This window comes from Streptomyces sp. NPDC004561, assembly GCF_053602155.1.
In genome coordinates this window covers 1-17374 of the sequence record NZ_JBSGDB010000167.1, presented here as the reverse complement: position 1 = coordinate 17374, position 17374 = coordinate 1, and the positions used below count along the sequence as shown (strand labels likewise).

The window sequence follows — 17374 nt, the reverse complement described above, 5'->3', positions numbered from 1 at the left end:
GCCACGCCGGGCCGGCACGTCAGGCCGCGTACGCGCCGATCAGCAGCCCGGCGAGCGCGCCGGCCATGAGGAACGGCCCGAACGGTACGGCCGTCTTGCGTCCCGCGCGCCGTACGACGACGAGCGCGCCGCCGTAGAGCGCGCCGAGCAGGAACCCGGCGAAGGTCCCGAGCAGGACCGTGGGCCAGCCGTACCAGCCGAGCACCGCGCCCATCCCCACGGCCAGTTTGACGTCGCCGAAGCCCATGCCGGCCGGGTTGACGCGGTACAGCAGGTAGTAGCCGGCGCCGAGCGCGAGCGCGCCGTGGAGCGCGGTGAGCCAGTGGCCGGCGTGCTCGGGCAGCAGGGCGGCGAGGCCCAGCAGGGCCAGGGCGGCGGCCGCGAGGGGCAGGGTCAGCGGGTCGGGCAGGCGCTGCACCCGGAAGTCCACGACGGCCAGCAGGACGCCGACGGGCGCGAGCAGCAGCCACACCGCCAACTCGGGCCGGGTGCCGGTCGCGGCGGCGAGGACGGCGCAGGTGAGGGCGGTGGCGACGGCGAGGAGGGGGGCGGAGGGCGTGTAGGGGGTGTACGGCCCCTCGTCCTGCAGTCGCCCGTCCCCCGGGCACCGCCCGCACCCGGCCCCTCCCAGCCAGCCCCGGATCGGATGGCCGCTCGCGCACCGGTCCCGCCACGGCTCCCCCGACGGGACGGCGAGACGGTGGGCGGCCCGGGGCAGCAGCGCGCCCGCCACCCCGCCCCAGAGCAGGGCGGCGAGCACCAGGAGCCCCGTCATCCGCCGGCCTTCGACATCCTCGACTCCGGGTTGCCCTCCGCCGTGCTGGCCGAGGTGTACCGCAGGTCGTCGCCGACCGGGGTCAGCTCGATCTGGTGCGGGGCCGGGTCGCAGCCCTCGTGGTTGCCCTTCGCGCCCACCGAGGTCGCGCGGAGCTGGGTCTGCGTCACCTTCTTCAGCGTGAGGATGTCGGTGCACACGGCGCCGATCTGGTCGGTCTGCCTCAGCCGCCCCAACTCCTCGCCGACGCGGGCCTGGTGCACGGTGAGGCGGAAGGTGCCCATGGGCAGGGTGCCGCCGAGTCCGGTGGCCTGGCCCTCCCAGGTGCCGAGGTAGCGGGCCGGGATCGCGCCGGGCCGTGCGCCTCCGTCCACGGCGCCGTCGCTGGCGGCGGCGCTCGGGCCCGGGGTGCGGGCGGCGCCGCTGCCCGCCTCGGTGTCCCCGCCACCCGCGAACCACGGCCGCAGCAGGACGCCGGCCCCCACGGTCACCGCGGCCAGCGCCCCGGCGACGGCCAGCGCCACCGTGCAGCTCACCCGGCGCCCACGGCCGCTCTCCGACGGCGCCGAAGTCGCCGCCACGCTCATGGAGACCCGCCCGGGCCGCGCGTCCCGCGGCGCGGGCACGACGGTGGGCGAGCCGGGGGAGATTCCGGGGGCGACGGTGGGTGAGTCGGGGGACATGCCGGGGGCGACGGTGGGCGAGCCCGGGTAAATGCCGGGAGCGGCGGGGAACGAGCCCGGGTACATGCCGGACAGGGCGGTGTGTGGGCCCGGCGAGCTTGGGGGCGCGGCGGTCGGCAGGGGCGGGAAGCCGGGCGCGTCGGTGGGTGGGGCGGAGAGTGGGCCGGGAAGCCCGAGCGCGCCCGGTGGTGGGGGCGTTGATCCGGGCGCGGCGCCCGGCGGACCCGTCGGCGGAGCCGGGAAGCCGGGCGGCACACCGGGCGCATCGGTCGGCGGGCCGCCCGGATTCATCACGGGGGCGGGCCCGAACACTCCGGCAGCCGGGGCCGGCCCACCCGGCGACGAGGGGGACTCCGCGGCTCCCGGAGCAAGGCCCCCCTGCGACGCTCCGGACCGCACCGCACCCGCGGCGAACCCGGCCCGCGACGCCCCGGGCTCCACCGAAGGGCTGCTGAAGGCGACCGGGCCCGAGGGCACCGCCTCGCCCGTGTCCAGGTTGAGGAGGTGGACGACGCTGCGGCTGACCTGTTCCACCAGGGGGCCCGGCAGCCAGCCGCCGGCGACCAGGCGGGCGGCGCCGTCGGGAGCGAGCCGCCGGCTCACCTCGGCGGGGGTGGGCCGGGCCGCCGGGTCCTTGGCCAGGCAGGCCGCCGCGACGTCCCTCAGCTCCCCGGCCAGCGAGCCGAGTTCGGGCTCCTCGTGGACGACCTTGTAGAGCAGCGCGGCCGAGGAGTCGCCCGGGAAGGGCTGCTCGGCCGTCGCCGCGTAGGTGAGGACGGCGCCGAGGGAGAAGACGTCGGCGGCGCCCGTGACGCCCTTGCCGAGGATCTGCTCGGGCGACATGTAGCCCGGGGAGCCGATCGACACGCCGGTGGAGGTGAGGGACGCCGTGCCGTCCGTGGCCCGCGCGATGCCGAAGTCGATCAGCAGCGGGCCGTCCAGGGTCAGCAGCACGTTGGACGGCTTCACGTCCCGGTGGACGAGGCCCAGGTCGTGTACGGCGGCCAGCGCTTCGGCGAGGCCCGCGCCCAGGGCCCGTACGGTGTGCGCGGGCAGCGGGCCGCCGCCGTTGACGGCCGCCGTGAGGGACGGGCCGGCCGCGTAGGCGGTGGCGACCCAGGGGACCGGGGCGTCCGGGTCCGCGTCCAGTACGGGCGCGGTCCAGGCGCCGCCGACCCGGCGGGCGGCCTCGACCTCGCGCCGGAACCGGGCGCGGAACTCCTCGTCCAGCGCGAAGTGCGGGTGCACGATCTTCACGGCGACCGTACGGCCGCCCGCGCTGCGCCCCAGATAGACCCGGCCCATGCCGCCGGAGCCGAGCCGGCCGAGCAGCCGGTAGGGCCCGACGGCAACCGGTTCGTCGGCGCCGAGCGGCTGCACGGCGTCCCGCGCCGGCCCCGCGCGCCCGGACCACCCGGCGCCCCGCGGCCCTTCCCCGGCACCCGACCGCTCGGCGCCACCCGGCCGCCCGGCGTCCCGCAGGTGCTCGGCGTCCCCGGCTCGCTCGGCGCCGTGGGACCGTTCCGTGTCGTCAGGCCGCTCCGCGTCCCCCGGCTGCATGGTGACCACCTCTCCCCCGTCCCCCAACGCCCGGTGCACCGCAGCGTAGTGATTACGCGTGAAGCAGATCCACCTTCACGTCCGCCGGGAAGCCGGTCGTCGGGCCGACGCGGCGGGCGAACTCGGCGACGGCCGCCAACTGCGGGCCGCCGAAGCGGAAGTCGAGGGTGGTGAAGTACTGCTCCAGGGTCGACTCGTCGAAGGCCTCCCAGCGGGCCGCCTGCTCGGCGACCTTGCCGACCTCCTCCAGGGAGAGGTTGCGGGACTCCAGGAAGGCCTCGTGGACCTTGTGCGTGATGAGCGGCTCGCGCTCCAGGTAGTCCCGGCGCGCCGCCCACACCGCGAAGACGAACGGCAGGCCCGTCCACTCCTTCCACAGCGCGCCGAGGTCGTGCACCTCGAGGCCGTAGCGCGGGCCGTCGTGGAGGTTCGCGCGCAGCGCGGCGTCGCCGATGAGGACGGCGGCGTCGGCCTCCTGCATCATCAGGCTGAGGTCGGGCGGGCAGGTGTAGTAGTCCGGCTGGACGCCGTACCGCTCGGCGAGGAGGAGCTGGGCGAGCCGGACCGAGGTGCGGGAGGTCGAGCCGAGGGCGACCCGGGCGCCGTCCAGCCGGTCGAGCGGGACCTGCGAGACGATCACGCAGGACATCACCGGGCCGTCGCAGCCGACGGCGATGTCCGGGAAGGCGACGAGGTCGTCCGCGTGCTTCAGGAACTCGACCAGGGTGATCGGCCCGATGTCGAGATCGCCCTGCACCAGCTTCTCGTTGAGCTTGTCCGGGGTGTCCTTGGTCAGCTCGAGGTCGAGGAGGGTGCCGGTTCTCGCGAGCCCCCAGTAGAGGGGCAGGCAGTTCAGGAACTGGATGTGGCCGACGCGCGGCCGGGTGCGAGAATTGTCCACATCGCGAGACTAGACCCCCTGTTGTACGGTGCCGGGACCGGCCCCACCGTCAATCGGGTTACATGCATTCAAACATTCGAGTGAAGTGATCTTGACCTCTATTGCTTTCGGCTGCCCGCGTGCTAGGCTCGCCGCAAGTTGCAGTTTGGTTTCCCTTGCAGTACAGAGCCTGCGGAGCATGTGACCGCGGGCTCTCGTCGTTTTCAGACGTATGCAGTCGTGCAGCACCGTTTCGCACTTGCAGGTTCTGGAGCAGGGCAACCCTTTTGAGCCCAAGGAGGGCTTATGGCTACCGGAACCGTGAAGTGGTTCAACGCCGAAAAGGGCTTTGGCTTCATCGCCCAGGAGGGCGGCGGCCCCGACGTCTTCGTCCACTACTCCGCGATCAACGCGCAGGGTTTCCGTTCTCTCGAGGAGAACCAGCAGGTCTCCTTCGACGTGACCCAGGGCCCGAAGGGTCCGCAGGCGGAGAACGTCACCCCCGTCTGATCACTGCCTGATCGCAGAACCTGAGTGCAGTACCCAAGGAGCCCCGCGCCGCCAGGCGACGGGGCTCCTGCCTTTCCCGGGCGTTTTCGGCCGGCGTTCTTTTCCCGTTCACCCGCGCCGCGCGATCAGGACCTGGGACACGCGAGGGCGGCCGTTGTCGGTGGGTGGCGCTATCTTCCCGGCCCATGACCGATGCCCAGGACACCCACGACGACCAGGCCGCCCACGACACCGGCTCCCAGGACTTCCTGGCCGCCACCCGCACGTTCTACGACGCCATCGCCGACGACTACGCCGAGCGCTTCCGGGGCGAGGTCGCCCGTACGCCGCTGGAGCGGGCGCTGTTCGGTGCGTACGCCGAGCTCGTGGGCCCCGGCGGGGCGGTGGCGGACCTCGGCTGTGGGCCCGGGTGGGTCACCGCGCACCTCGCCTCCCTCGGCCTCGACGTCTTCGGGCTCGACCTGTCCGCGTCCATGCTGGCCGTCGCCCGCCGCGAGCATCCGGAGCTGAGGTTCGAGCAGGGATCGATGCTGGAGCTCGCGCTGCCTGACGGCGCGCTGGCCGGGGTCGTCTCCTGGTACTCCTCGATCCACACCCCGGTGGAGCAACTCCCGGCGCTGTTCGCGGAGTTCCTCCGGGTGCTGGCCCCCGGCGGGCACCTTCTGCTGGCGTTCCAGGCCGGGGAGGAGCCCCTCCGTCTGGACGGCCCCTGGGGCCACCCGGTGACGCTGGACTTCCACCGCCGGCGCCCGGAGGACATGGCGCGGCTGCTGGCGGACGCCGGTTTCGCGCTCGTCTCGCGGACCGTGCGCGAGCCCGACGAGGCGTTCGACGAGTCCGTCCGGCAGGCCATCCTGTACGCGCGCAAGCCGGTCCGACCCGGGCTGAACCCGGCCTGACCAGCGAAAAAGGCGGTTGAAACCAGGAGTACCGGTGGTCTCCCGGTACCCGGGAACCAGCGGGGAAGGCATGGGGACCGGCTGCGTCGAGCATCGGTCGCGGCGCCGGGGAGGGGCCCGGCGACCGGAGCACGATCCGTCTCTCACAGGGGGTCCACACATGCGCACCATCGCACTGCGTACGAAGACGGTTCTGGCCGCGCTCGCCGGCGCCGGCATCCTGGCGCTCGGCACCGCCGCGACCGTTCCGACGACCGGGCTTCACCAGGCGCTGGTCCGCGACACCGCCGGCCTGACGGGCCTGCACACGCACTCCGGTCCGGTCCTGGCGGACGACCGCGGGCCGGGTCTCGTCCACTCCTGACCGCACCCGAACACCACCACACCGCGCACCACCGCACCGACGGCACCGGCCGGGTCCCCACCCCCACCGGTGCCGTTGCGCATACCGGGCCGCCCGGGCGGGCGTCCGGCGCGGGGCTACGGCCGCCGCCCCGGCTCCGTCACGCCCATCGCGTCGTACAGCACCTGCGCCGCCCGGTGGTGGCGGCGGGCCGTCGGCTCGTCGTCGAGGGCCTCGGCCGCCTCGGCCATGCCGTGCAGGGCGCGGGCGATCTCGATGCGGTAGCCGTGCCGGGAGGCCAGCTCATGGGCCTGGCCGTGCAGTTCCATGGCGCGGTCGGCGGCGCCGCTGCGCAGGTGGACCAGGCCCACCACGTTCGCCACGGTCGCCTGGCGCAGGGCCGTGCCCTCGGCGGAGACCAGGTCCAGCGCGCGCTCGGCGTGCTCGGCGGCCGAGCGCACATCGCCGAGCCGCTGGCACACCCGCGCCCAGTGGGCGAGGACGACGGCCACGTTCGCGGGTTTGCGGGACTCGTCGCACAGTTCGAGGGCCTGGGCGAGACAGGCCCGTGCCCGCTCGTCCTCGCCGGTGCCGAGGTGGGCGAGCGCCAGGAAGGTCAGCGAGTGGATCTCGTTGCTGCGCTCCCCCAGGCGCCGGTTCAGCTCGGTGGCCCGGGCCGCGTAGCGGGCGCCCTCGGCGTAGTGGCCGGTCCAGGTCTGCACGGTGCTGAGGTTGACCAGCGCCTGTGCCTCCATCCGGGGTGCGCCCAGCTCGTGGTGCAGGGCGATGCCCTGGGCGAGATAGGCGCGGGCCTCGTCGAAGTTGCCGAGCGCGCCGTGCAGCAGGCCGAGGACGTCCAGGCACATCGCCTCGGTGCGCCGGTCGTTGGTGCTGGCCAGCTCCAGGCCCTCCTGGGCGGTGGTGATGCCGTCCTGGAAGTCGCCGAGCCACCAGTGGCCCACGGCCAGGTTGCACAGGCTGATGCCGAGCAGCGCCGGGTCGCTGAACTGCCGGCAGGCGCCGACGCCGATGCGGCCGACCACCCGGAACTCCTCGTAGCGCCCGCGCAGGTCCAGGTAGAACAGCAGGTTGCGGGCGAGCAGCGCGGCCGGCCGGTGCAGGTCCTGGGTGCCGGCCTGGGCGACCACCGCGAGCAGTGCCTCGTACTCGCGGTCGAACCAGCGCAGCGCCTGTTCGCCGTCGTCCAGCCGGGGCAGTCCCGACGCGTCGCCGCCCGGGGGGTCCCCGTAGCGGCTGCGCCCGGGGAAGAGCGTCTCGCAGGCCTGGTCGGTGGCCCGCGTGTAGTAGGCGACCAGCCGCTCGACCGCGGCCTCCTCGTCGTCCTCGGCCTCCCGGACGCTCAGCGCGTAGGTGCGCACCAGGTCGTGGAAGCCGTACAGGCCCGCCTCGTGCTGCTCCAGCAGATGCGCGTCGAGCAGGCACTCCAGGAGGTCCTCGGCGTCGTGGCCGCCGGTGCCGAGCAGCGCGGCGCCGGAGTGGACGTCGATGGCGCTGCCGGGGTGCAGGCCGAGCAGCCGGAACGCGGCGCGCTGGTCCTCGTCCATCGCCTGGTACGACAGCCGGAGCGTGGCCTCGACGCTGCGTTCCCCGGCGCTCAGCTCGCGCAGCCGGCGGGTCTCGTCGGCGAGCCGGTCGACCAGGTACTGCACGGTCCAGCGGGGCCGGTTGCGCAGCCGGGCGGTGGTGATGCGCAGGGCGAGCGGCAGGCCGCCGCACAGCTGGGCCAGCCGGTCGACGGCCCGGGGTTCGGCGGCGGTGCGGTCGGCGCCCAGCATCCGGGTGAGGAGGGTGGTGCTGTCGTCGGCGGAGAGCAGACCCAGGGAGAGCCACTCGGCCCCGTCCAGGTCGAGCATCCGGACCCGGCTGGTGAGGATGGCCAGGCAGTCCTCGGAGGTGGGGAGCAGGGGCCGGATCTGGGCGGCGTCGGCCGCGTTGTCGAGCAGCAGCAGCAGTTTGCGTTGGGCGGAAACGGTTCGCCAGAAGGTGGTGCGACGTTCCAGGTCATCCGGTATCCGGTCGTCCGGTATGCCGAGGGTGCGGAGCAAGGAGTGCAGTACGGCGCCCGGTTCCTGGGCCTTCTCGCCGGGGCTGAAGCCGCGCAGGTCGACGAAGAGCTGCCCGTCGGGGTACTCGGGGGCGAGCAGATGGGCGGCGTGCACGGCGAGGGCCGTCTTGCCGCTGCCGCCCATGCCGTCGACGCCCACGATACGGGTGCCGCCGCCGGCCGGGGCCCGGCCCACGGCGAGCAGCCGGGACAGCTCCTCGTCCCGGCCGGTGAAGTCCGGCAGGTCGTAGGGCAGGGTGCAGGGCGCGGGCTCGCCGCCGGAGGGCTGGGTGTAGGGGTCGGGGACGAGGAGGGCGGCGCGGTCGGCAACGGACTGCGGCAGCCGGGGGGCCACTTCGGGGCTGTCGCGCAGGATCGCCTCGTAGAGCCGGGTGAGTTCGGCGCCGGGGTCGATGCCCAGCTCCTCCACGAGCAGGGCGCGCACCCGGCCGAACTCCTCCAGCGCCTCCGCCTGCCGGCCGGCCCGGTACAGGGCGAGCATCAGTCGGCCCCTCAGGGTCTCCCGCAGCGGGTGGGCGGTGACCAGCTCGCGCAGCGGGCCCACCAGTTCGCCGGACTGGCCGAGTTCCAGCTGGAGTTCGAAGTACTGCTCGGCGACGGCCATGTGCCGCTCCTCCAGGGCCGCGGAGGCCGCGGAGATCACCGAACCGCCCCCGTCCGCCATGACCGGGCCCCGCCACAGGTCCAGACAGGCCCGCAGATGCCCGACCGCCTCCTCGGCCCGGCCGGCCGACACCGCCTGCCGGGCCTGCCGGGACCACTGGGTGAACTCGTGCAGGTCCAGCTGCTGTTCGCCGAGGACGGCCCGGTACCCGGCACCGTCGGTGACGATCAGCGAGGCGCCGTCCGGGATGCGGGTGCGCAGCGCGGCGACGGACTTGCGGACCTGGTGACTCGCGGTCTGCGGCGGCTCGTCGTCCCAGGCGGCGGCGACCAGCCGGGTCATCGGCACCATGCGGCCGGGCTCCAGCAGCAGAGTGACGAGCACGCGCTCCTGGGTCGGGCTGCCGAGCCGTAATCGCCGTTCGCCGTACCAGCCTTCCAACGAGCCCAGGATGTTGAACCGCACGACAGGACGACCCGATGCCGCCGATTCCACGAACCCGTCCCCTCCGCCCCGTCGTGCCGCCCGGCCCGAGATGTTCGGGACCACCCTAGGTTGTACCCGAACGAGCAGTACGGAGGAGGCGATTCCGGCTACCTGGGGTGTTGCTCGGTCCTGGCGAACAGCTAACCACCTTCAGGCGAGCTGGAGGAGGGTGGCGCGCACATCGCCGACGAGGGCAGGGTCGTGACGGAGGATCGCGCTCTCAACGTTGCGCAGTGCGGGCGAGGGCTGGATGCCGAGTTCGTCGTCGAGCTGGCGGCGCATGCGGCGGAAGACGTCGAGGGCGTCGGCCTGCCGGCCGGAGCAGTACAGGGCGACCATCAGCTGCTCGCAGAAGCGTTCGCGCAGCGGGTGGTTGGTGTGGGCCTCCGCCAGTTCGGCGAGCACGGCCGCGTGGTGGCCGAGCCGCAGCTCGGCGTCGAAGCGCAGTTCCATGGCCCGCATCCGGTACTCCTCGTAGCGGGCGCCGGCCAGCTGGCACAGGGTGCCGCCGGGAAAGCCGCCGAAGACGGTCCCGCGCCACAGCGCCAGCGCCCCGCCGAGCAGCCGGGCGGTGCGCGCCGCGTCGTCGGGCGAGGCCGACTCCGCGTGCTGCACGGTCCGTACGAACTCGGCGGCGTCCAGCTCGCCCTCGGCCACGGTCAGCCGGTATCCGGAGGGGTGCATGGTGACCCGGGAGGCGGGCCGGTCCGGCTCCAGGCCGCGCAGTTTGCGGCGCAGCCGGCTGACGTGCGCCTGCAGGGCGTTGGCCTGGTTGTCGGGCAGGGCGTCGCCCCACATCTCCTCGACCAGGCTCTCCCCGGACACCGGTTGCCCCTCGTTGACCAGCAGCGTCTGGACGAGGGTGCGCTGCAGGTCGCCGGAGATCTCCGCAGGACCGGACACGCTACGGATCTGCAGTGCCCCGAGAATCGAGAACCTCAGCATCCTGGCTCCGCCTCCTGTTGACGTCGCTGGCGTCGTCGTCCTTCTTCCGGCGACGTATCAACAGTGCGGTCGTCGTGTACCGGATCGTTCCCGATCCGTTCCCGGTCCCGGCGGTCAGCCCGCCTCCCCCGCGACCAGCGCCTTCAGGGAGGTCACCCGCTGGGCCGCGCCCTCGGGGGAGTCGGCGTGCACGACGAAGTGCCCGGGGCGCCGGGAGCCGGGCGGCGAGACGTGCCGGACGTGCGGCAGCACGCCCACCTCGCCGGTCTCCATCCGCCACGGCGGGTTCAGCACGGCCGCCGCGGCGAACCGGCCGGGCCGTACCGCGTCCACCAGCCGCCCGGCCAGCACCTGGACGGCCCCGGCGGCCAGGTCGAAGCCGCCGGCCACCTTGAGCAGTTCGGGCACCGGATCGTCCGCGAGGCCCGCCCGGCAGCCGGTGATCACCGGGCCGCGCCGGGTGAGCGCGACACCGGTGTGCGCGGGCCCGTACTGGTATCCGGTCAGGTCCAGCAGGGCGGTCACCACCGCGCGCACCTCGGCGGCCGCGTCCTCGGTCAGCGGGGCCGGGTGGAGCAGCCCGTAGGGCATCCGGGCGGTGATCCCGACGGTCTGGTGCATGCCGTGCACGCTCAGCGTCTCCACGGTCAGCCGGGGGGCGCCGGGGGTCGGCCCGGTGTCGGGCGAGAGCCGGTTGTCGCGGACCATCCGCCGGACGGCGTCCGGGTCCGCCAGCAGGCTCAGGGCGCGGGCGGCGTTGACGAACAGCCCGGCGGTGGCGGCCTCCTCCAGAAGGGGGCGCAGGGCCGCCTCGTCGTGCACGTCGGCCCGGGCCGAGCGCACTTGGACACCCGTCCGGGCGGCCTCGCGCAGGAGACGCGGGTCCGGGTTCAGCAGGAAGATCCGGCGGACGTCGTTGTCTTCTTTCATGCCTCTGCTCGGGTGACGGAGTCGGCGAGGGTGGAAAGGCAGGCTACGAGCGGGAGTTACCGATCCGGTCCCGGACGGTTCCCGGAATGGGCGTGGGCCCAAGACGCTCACTTCTTCCCCGCGATGGCAGACCGTGGTGGCGAGTGGAACGTCCCGTACGCTACCCGTTCACCCGCACGTGCCGGGGGCGGATTCACAGCAAACGGACGGGGTCGGCTCAGCGGGCCGGCCGGCCGTCGGGCGGACCGGTTCCGGACCGTTCGCAGCGCTCACGCACGGTGTCCGCGAAGGCCCGGGCGGGCGGGTCGAGCGCGTCCCAGCGGCGCACGGCCCAGCCGACCGGCAGGGGTCTGAGCCCCGGCAGCGGCACGAGCCGCAGGGCGCCCGCGCCGGGCACCGGAAGCCCGGGCACGGCGGGCACGACGGCCCGGCCGGCGCCCAGTTCGGCCAGCAGCAGCGCGGTGTCCCAGTCGGCGACGGACGTGTCGTAGGCGAACCGGACGCCCGCCTCGGCGCAGGCGGCGTCGAGGTGGGCGGCGGAGGCGGAGTTCGGGGGCAGCCGGATGAGCGGGACGTCGCGCAGGTCGGCGGCGGCGAGGCGGGGAGCCCCGGCCAGCGGGTCGGTGGCGTGGACGGCGAGCACCCAGGGCAGTTCGACCACGGCGTGCTGCTCGATGCCGCGCACGGGCGGGCCGAGGGTGATCCAGGCCAGGTCGAGGGTGCCGTCGGCGAGCGCGTCGAAGCTGCCGCGTCCCGAACTGACCGTGCGGAACTCGAGGTTGACCTGGGGGTGGCGGCGGCGGAAGGTGACGACGGCGTCGGACATGAAGTGCCGGACGGTGGTGGCGCCGGTGGCCACCCGGACGTGTCCGCCGTGCCCGTCGAGCAGGTCGCGCAGCCGCCGTACGGCGAGGTCGAGGCCCGCTATGCCCTCGGCGGCCGCCGCGTCGAGGATCCGGCCGGCCCGGGTGGGCACGACCCCGCGCGGCTGCCGCTCCAGCAGCGCGACGCCGGTCTCCTTCTCCAGCCGTCTGACGTGCTGGCTGACGGCGGACTGGGTGCAGCCCAGCTCCCGGGCGACGGAGCTGAGGCTGCCGGCGCGGCACACGGCCACGAACACACGGAGGTCGTCGAGCGTCACAACTCCCAAGACTTCCCTTGGGTTTGGCGAGAAAACCCAAGGATTGACTGGATGTCGGGCCGGTACCAGGATCGTGGGCGGGCCGCGAACGACCCAGGCGGCAACCCGCTCCCCGCACCCGCCGAGTCCGGACCGAGGCGGGAGCCCGCCGGGAGCGGGTGCCGACCGCCCCACGGCCGCTCAGCGCTCGTACAGCGCCTCCACCTCGGGGGCGAAGTCCCGCATGATCTGCTCGCGCCGCAGCTTCATGGAGGGGGTGAGCAGGCCGGCCTCCTCGGTGAAGTCCACGGGCAGGACGGCGAACCGGCGGATGGACTCGGGGCGCGAGACCAGCCGGTTCGCCTCGTCCACCGCCCGTTGCAGCACCGCCTCCAGCTCGGGGTCGCCGACGAGCAGTTCCGGCGGCACCGGGTGCTTGCCGATCATCTGCCGCCAGTGGATCACGCCGTCGGGGTCGAGGGTGATCAGGGCGGCGACGTACGGGCGGGCGTCGCCGACCAGCATCACCTGGGAGATCAGCGGGTGCTGGCGCAGCCAGTTCTCCAGCGGGGCCGGCGCCACCGACTTGCCGCCCGAGGTGATCAGCAGCTCCTTCTTGCGGCCGGTGATGGTCAGATAGCCCTCGTCGTCCAGCTCGCCGATGTCCCCGGTGGCGAGCCAGCCGTCCCGGGTCGCGGGCACGACACCGCCGGCCTGGGGATCCCAGTAGCCGCGCAGCACGTGGTCGCCGCCGACGAGGATCTCTCCGTCGGCCGCGATCCGCACCCGGGTCCCCGGCAGCGGCCAGCCGACGGTGCCCAGCCGGGGCTTGAGCGGCGGGGTGACGGTGGAGGCTCCGGTGGTCTCCGTCAGGCCGTACCCCTCGAAGACCTCGATGCCGGCACCGGCGTAGAAGGCGGCGAGGCGCCGTCCGAGCGGGGAGCCGCCGCAGATGACGTAGCGGACGCGGCCGCCCATCGCGGCGCGGATGCGGCGGTAGACCAGCGGGTCGTAGAAGGTGCGGGCCGTCTTCAGGGCGCGGCCAGGGCCGCTGCCGGCGCCGGTCTGCCGGGCCTCCAGCGCCTCGCCGTAGCGCCGGGCCACCTCCGCCGCCCGGTCGAAGACCGCCGCCCGGCCGCCGGCCTCCGACTTGGCCCGCGCGGAGTTGTAGATCTTCTCCAGCATGTACGGGATGGTCAGCAGACAGGTCGGCCGGAACGCGGCCAGGTCCGGCAGCAGGTCCTCCGCCCGCAGGCTCGGCGCGTGCCCGAGCCGCACCCGGGCCCGTACGCACGCGATCGCCACCATCCGGCCGAAGACGTGGGACATCGGCAGGAACAGCAGGACCGACGGCACCTCGTCCCTGGCCTTGAAGACGGGGTGGAGCAGTTCGATGGCGTTGTCGACCTCGGCGAAGAAGTTGCCGTGCGACAGGGCGCAGCCCTTGGGCCGGCCGGTGGTGCCCGAGGTGTAGATGAGGGTGGCGAGGGTGTCGGGGCCGAGCATGCCCCGGCGCACGCCGACCTCGCCGTCCGGCACCGGCGCGCCCGTCTCGGCCAGGCGCTCCACATGTCCCTTGTCCATGACCCACAGGTGGCGCAGATCGGGCAGGTGCTGGAGTTCGGGGCCGATGGCGGAGGCCTGCTCGACCGTCTCGGTGACCAGGGCGACCGCGCCGGAGTCGTGCAGGATCCAGCGGGTCTGGAACACCGAGGACGTCGGATAGACGGGCACGGTGACCAGTCCGGCCGCCCAGGCGGCGAAGTCGAGCAGGGTCCACTCGTACGTCGTGCGGGCCATGACGGCGATCCGGTCGCCCGGCATCAGCCCCTCGGCGATCAGCCCCTTGGCCACCGCGAGCACCTGCCCGGCGAACTCCGCGGCGGTCACGTCCGCCCAGCCGCCGTCGGACAGTCTGCGGCTGAGCACCACCGCGCCGGGGTCCGTCCCGGCGTTGTCGAACGGCAGGTCGGCCAGCGACCCGTGGGTGACCGGCGGCGCGAACGGCGGTACGGACGCCTCCCGCACGGCCCCGTCCAGCCGCCGGGTGTCGGGCTGGACCAGCACCGGCAGGCCGTCGTAGTCGGTGGCGGAGACGGGGACGCCCGAGGAGACGGGGGCGTTCGGGTAGGGAGTGGACATGGGCGGCTCCTCGGGCGTGCAGCGGTGCACTGCTTGCTGCATGACGTACGTGCCTCGTGCGGCGAGGCGTTCACCGACGGCAGGGCGCAGAAAGGGGTTACCGCGGGTTAGGCAGGTGATCGTACGGGTCTGCTGTGGGGGGCCTGTGCGGGTTCGGGGATGGTCCGGGGCCGGGGGTGTGCAGCCTCGGGACGTATGTGACAGGTGTTCATGTTCGTGCCGTGCCGCTACGGTCGCTCCAGGACCGCGGTCACGCCCTGCCCGCCCGCCGCGCAGATCGAGATCAACCCGCGGCCCGGCCCTTCCCGTTCGGCCAGCAGCCCGGCCAGGGTCGCCACGATCCGGGCGCCGGTCGCGGCGAACGGATGTCCCGTGGCCAGGGAGGATCCGGCCACGTTCAGCCGGGCCCGGTCCACCGGCGGCAGCCCCCGCTTCTCCCAGGCGGCGAGCGTGGCCAGCACCTGGGACGCGAAGGCCTCGTGGATCTCGACCAGGTCGAAGCCGGCGAGGTCCAGGCCGGTGCGCTCCAGCATGCGCGGGACCGCGTACGCCGGGGCCATCAGCAGGCCGTCCTCGCCCTCGGCGACATCACCGTGCACGAAGTCGACGGCGGCCGTCTCGTACGCCGTGAGGTAGGCGAGCGGTTCGAGGCCGCGCGCCTCGGCCCACTCGTCGCTCGCCAGCAGGACGAGGGCGGCACCGTCGGTGAGCGGGGTCGAATTGCCCGCCGTCATGGTCGGATCCGGCGCCCCGAGCCCGAACACCGGCTTGAGCGCGGCGAGTTTCTCCGGGGTGGAGTCCGGGCGCAGGTTCTGGTCCCGCTCCAGGCTCCGGAAGGGCACCACGAGGTCCTGGAAGAAGCCGCGTTCGTAGGCCGCCGCGAGCCGCTGGTGACTGGTGGCGGCCAGCCGGTCCTGGGCCTCGCGGCCGATGCCCCAGGCGCGGGCGGTGACGGCCGCGTGCTCGCCCATGGACAGCCCGGTGCGCGGCTCGGCGTTGCGCGGGACGTCCGGGACCAGGTGGCCGGGGCGGAGCCTGGCCAGGGCCGCCAGGCGGGCGCCGGCCGACCTGGCCCGGCGGGCCTCCAGCAGGATGCGGCGCAGCTCGTCGTTGACGGCGAGGGGGGCGTCGCTCGCGGTGTCGGCGCCTCCCGCGACCGCCGACTCGGTCTGGCCGAGGGCGATCTTGTTGGCGGCGGCGGCGACGGCCTGGAGTCCGGTGCCGCACGCCTGCTGGATGTCGTAGGCGGGGGTGCGCGGATCCAGCACCGACCCGAGGAGGGTCTCGCGGGCGAGGTTGAAGTCCCGGCTGTGCTTGAGGACGGCGCCGGCCACGAACTCGCCGACGGCGCCGGGTCCCCGCAGGCCGTAGCGTCCGGCCAGTCCGTCCAGGGCCGCCGTGAGCATCTCCTGGTTCGAGGCGGTGGCGTAGGGGCCGTCGGAGCGGGCGAACGGGACACGGGTGCCCCCGATCACCGCGACCCGGCGTGCGCGGGGTGGCTCAAGGGGACTCATCTCGACCTGCTCCTCACCCGTGACATAGCCTTACCACCGGTAACCTTACTCCAGAGTAAGCATTTGGCACCGAGTCGCGCGGGAGTCGCACATGACCGACCGCTATCTGAGCTTCACCGGCACGCCACCCGGCCGTTTCCTCACCCGGCGGCTGGGCCTGCCCCGGCCCGTCCCGCTGCGGCGCCGATCGCCCGGACGGCCCGCCCTGGACGGCACGTTGCTGCACCTGACCGCGGGCGCCTCCGCCCTCGACCTCGCCCCCGTCCTCGCCCGCGGCGGCCTCCCCCCGGGCGGCGCGGCCCCCGCCACCGTCGTCCTGGACGCCACCGGCGTACGGGACATGGACACGCTCGCCGAGGTGCACGCGGCCCTCCACCCGGTCGTCGGGTCGGTCGCCGCGAGCGGCCGGGTGCTGGTGCTGGGCGCGCCGCTCGACCCCGCCGACCACCACCAGTCGGCCGCCCAGCAGGCGATGGAGGGCTTCACCCGCTCGCTCGGCAAGGAGATCGGCCGGGGCAGGACCGTCAACCTCGTCCGGCTGACCGACGCGGCCGCCGCCGAGTCCACCCTGCGCTTCCTGCTCTCCCCCGGGTCCGCCTACGTCAGCGGCCAGGTGATCGAGACCGGCGCGGGCCCGGTCACCGCCCCCGCCGACCCGGACCGGCCGCTGGCCGGGCGGACCGCGCTGGTCACCGGGGCCGCGCGCGGGATCGGCGCGGCCGTCGCCGAGACCCTCGCCCGCGACGGCGCCCATGTCGTCGTCCTCGACGTGCCCGCCGCCGAGGCGGACGCCCGCGGGGTCGCCGAACGGCTCGGCGGCAGCGCGCTCACCCTCGACATCACCGCCGAGGACGCCGGTGAGCGCATCGCCGCCGCCCTCCCGGACGGCCTGGACGTCCTGATCCACAACGCGGGGATCACCCGGGACCGGCGGCTGGTCAACATGCCCGCGGAGCGCTGGCGTCCGGTCCTGGAGGTGAACCTGGGCAGCGTGCTGCGCACCACCGACGCGCTGCTCGCCGAGGGCACCCTGCGCCCCGGCGGCCGGATCGTGGCCACCTCCTCCATCGCCGGGCTCGCGGGCAACGCCGGCCAGACCAACTACGGCGCGAGCAAGGCGGGGATCGTGGGCCTCGTACGCTCCCTCGCGCCGCGCGCGCTCGCCGAGCACGGGGTGACCGTCAACGCGGTCGCGCCCGGGTTCGTCGAGACGCGGATGACCGCCGCGATCCCGCTGTTCGTCCGGGAGGCCGGCCGCCGTATGAACTCGCTCGCGCAAGGAGGGCTGCCCGTCGACGTGGCCGAGACCACCGCCTGGCTCGCCCACCCGGCCTCCGGCACGGTCAACGGCCAGGTCGTCCGCGTCTGCGGCCAGAGCCTGCTGGGGGCCTGATGAGCACCGTCACCCTGACCGGGGCCCCCGCGCTGCCCCCGCTGCTGGCCCGCGGCGCCCTGCTCTCCCCCTTCAAGCGGCCCGGCCCCGACGCGGCCTTCCCCCGCACCCGTCTGGTGCTGCCCGGCGCGCGCGCCGACCTGGCCCGGCTGGCCGCGTACGAGCGGGTCTGCGGGTTCCCCACCGGCGAGGCCGGCCTGCCCGTGACCTACCCGCACGTCCTCGGCTTCCCGCTGGCGATGCGGCTGATGAGCGGCCGGGACTTCCCGCTGCCGCTGCTGGGCCTGGTCCACACCTCGATCGAGATCGTCCGCCGCACTCCCCTGCCGGCCACCGAGGCGTACGAACTCGCCGTGCGCGTCGCGGGGCTGGCGCCGCACCGGCGCGGGACCGAGGCGACCGTGGTCACGGAGTCGAGGGTGTTGTCGCTGACCTGCGCCCCGTGCGGCCAGCCGGCAGCGGTGAGGGCGTGGCGGCGTACCGCGTCGCCCTGCGAGGCGATCA

Annotated in this window: 13 protein-coding genes and 1 pseudogene; 5 read left to right on the top strand and 9 right to left on the bottom strand. The window is 74.4% G+C overall.

Annotated elements, in window-relative coordinates:
* Positions 1–19: 19 nt before the first annotated feature.
* The 3 genes from ACWEN3_RS22195 to ACWEN3_RS22185 all read right to left on the bottom strand — a co-directional run bounded on the left by ACWEN3_RS22195 (position 20) and on the right by ACWEN3_RS22185 (position 3919).
* On the bottom strand, positions 20–775 hold the full coding sequence (locus ACWEN3_RS22195; RefSeq protein WP_452973629.1) for a prepilin peptidase: 756 nt from the start codon (positions 773–775) through the stop codon (positions 20–22).
* Entirely contained in the window at positions 772–2838 is a 2067-nt protein-coding gene (locus tag ACWEN3_RS22190) for a protein kinase domain-containing protein (protein WP_452973632.1), read from the bottom strand. The genes ACWEN3_RS22195 and ACWEN3_RS22190 overlap by 4 nt, the downstream gene beginning before the upstream one ends.
* A gap of 232 nt (positions 2839–3070) precedes the next feature.
* The gene (locus ACWEN3_RS22185) at positions 3071–3919 is read right to left on the bottom strand and encodes a menaquinone biosynthetic enzyme MqnA/MqnD family protein (protein ID WP_452973626.1); all 849 of its coding nucleotides are present in this window, start codon (positions 3917–3919) and stop codon (positions 3071–3073) included.
* Positions 3920–4204: 285 nt separating this feature from the next.
* Here ACWEN3_RS22185 and ACWEN3_RS22180 point away from each other — a divergent pair, with 285 nt between their 5' ends.
* From ACWEN3_RS22180 to ACWEN3_RS22170, 3 genes are all read left to right on the top strand, one after another.
* Complete coding sequence (locus tag ACWEN3_RS22180; RefSeq protein WP_003974443.1) at positions 4205–4408, top strand: cold-shock protein; 204 nt, start codon at positions 4205–4207, stop codon at positions 4406–4408.
* A gap of 185 nt (positions 4409–4593) precedes the next feature.
* A complete protein-coding gene (locus ACWEN3_RS22175) occupies positions 4594–5307 on the top strand; it encodes a class I SAM-dependent methyltransferase (RefSeq protein ID WP_452973622.1) in 714 nt (237 codons plus the stop codon).
* A 160-nt stretch (positions 5308–5467) separates the two neighbouring features.
* Positions 5468–5671, top strand: a complete 204-nt coding sequence (locus tag ACWEN3_RS22170; protein ID WP_452973620.1) for a hypothetical protein — start codon at positions 5468–5470, stop codon at positions 5669–5671.
* A 116-nt stretch (positions 5672–5787) separates the two neighbouring features.
* On the opposite strand, the gene ACWEN3_RS22165 is transcribed toward ACWEN3_RS22170, so the two are convergent.
* The 6 genes from ACWEN3_RS22165 to ACWEN3_RS22140 form a co-directional block, all read right to left on the bottom strand.
* Positions 5788–8805: a BTAD domain-containing putative transcriptional regulator gene (locus ACWEN3_RS22165; protein WP_452973617.1), complete on the bottom strand. Its 3018-nt coding sequence runs from the start codon at positions 8803–8805 to the stop codon at positions 5788–5790.
* A gap of 171 nt (positions 8806–8976) precedes the next feature.
* Positions 8977–9729 carry an AfsR/SARP family transcriptional regulator gene (locus ACWEN3_RS22160; RefSeq protein WP_452973614.1) on the bottom strand — a complete coding sequence of 251 codons (753 nt, stop codon included), beginning with the start codon at positions 9727–9729 and terminating at the stop codon, positions 8977–8979.
* 156 nt (positions 9730–9885) lie between these two features.
* Entirely contained in the window at positions 9886–10701 is an 816-nt protein-coding gene (locus tag ACWEN3_RS22155; RefSeq protein WP_452973611.1) for a hypothetical protein, read from the bottom strand.
* A 217-nt stretch (positions 10702–10918) separates the two neighbouring features.
* Complete coding sequence (locus ACWEN3_RS22150) at positions 10919–11842, bottom strand: LysR family transcriptional regulator (protein WP_452973608.1); 924 nt, start codon at positions 11840–11842, stop codon at positions 10919–10921.
* Between the two features lie 180 nt (positions 11843–12022).
* Positions 12023–13963 carry an AMP-dependent synthetase/ligase gene (locus ACWEN3_RS22145; protein ID WP_452973605.1) on the bottom strand — a complete coding sequence of 647 codons (1941 nt, stop codon included), beginning with the start codon at positions 13961–13963 and terminating at the stop codon, positions 12023–12025.
* A 227-nt stretch (positions 13964–14190) separates the two neighbouring features.
* Positions 14191–15477, bottom strand: a complete 1287-nt coding sequence (locus tag ACWEN3_RS22140; protein ID WP_452973602.1) for an acetyl-CoA C-acetyltransferase — start codon at positions 15475–15477, stop codon at positions 14191–14193.
* A 91-nt stretch (positions 15478–15568) separates the two neighbouring features.
* Here ACWEN3_RS22140 and ACWEN3_RS22135 point away from each other — a divergent pair, with 91 nt between their 5' ends.
* Positions 15569–16870, top strand: a complete 1302-nt coding sequence (locus ACWEN3_RS22135; RefSeq protein WP_452973599.1) for a 3-oxoacyl-ACP reductase — start codon at positions 15569–15571, stop codon at positions 16868–16870.
* Positions 16870–17374: pseudogene (locus tag ACWEN3_RS22130) on the top strand (hypothetical protein); the annotation flags it as partial. The gene ACWEN3_RS22135 and the pseudogene ACWEN3_RS22130, both read left to right, overlap by 1 nt.

Bases quoted from the DNA above. Each gene is read 5' to 3' on its own strand.
- ACWEN3_RS22195 (WP_452973629.1), bottom strand. From the start codon at position 775: ATGACGGGGCTCCTGGTGCTCGCCGCCCTGCTCTGGGGCGGGGTGGCG.
- ACWEN3_RS22145 (WP_452973605.1), bottom strand. From the start codon at position 13,963: ATGTCCACTCCCTACCCGAACGCCCCCGTCTCCTCGGGCGTCCCCGTC.
- ACWEN3_RS22135 (WP_452973599.1), top strand. From the start codon at position 15,569: ATGACCGACCGCTATCTGAGCTTCACCGGCACGCCACCCGGCCGTTTC.
- ACWEN3_RS22155 (WP_452973611.1), bottom strand. From the start codon at position 10,701: ATGAAAGAAGACAACGACGTCCGCCGGATCTTCCTGCTGAACCCGGAC.
- ACWEN3_RS22170 (WP_452973620.1), top strand. From the start codon at position 5,468: ATGCGCACCATCGCACTGCGTACGAAGACGGTTCTGGCCGCGCTCGCC.
- ACWEN3_RS22180 (WP_003974443.1), top strand. From the start codon at position 4,205: ATGGCTACCGGAACCGTGAAGTGGTTCAACGCCGAAAAGGGCTTTGGC.
- ACWEN3_RS22140 (WP_452973602.1), bottom strand. From the start codon at position 15,477: ATGAGTCCCCTTGAGCCACCCCGCGCACGCCGGGTCGCGGTGATCGGG.
- ACWEN3_RS22175 (WP_452973622.1), top strand. From the start codon at position 4,594: ATGACCGATGCCCAGGACACCCACGACGACCAGGCCGCCCACGACACC.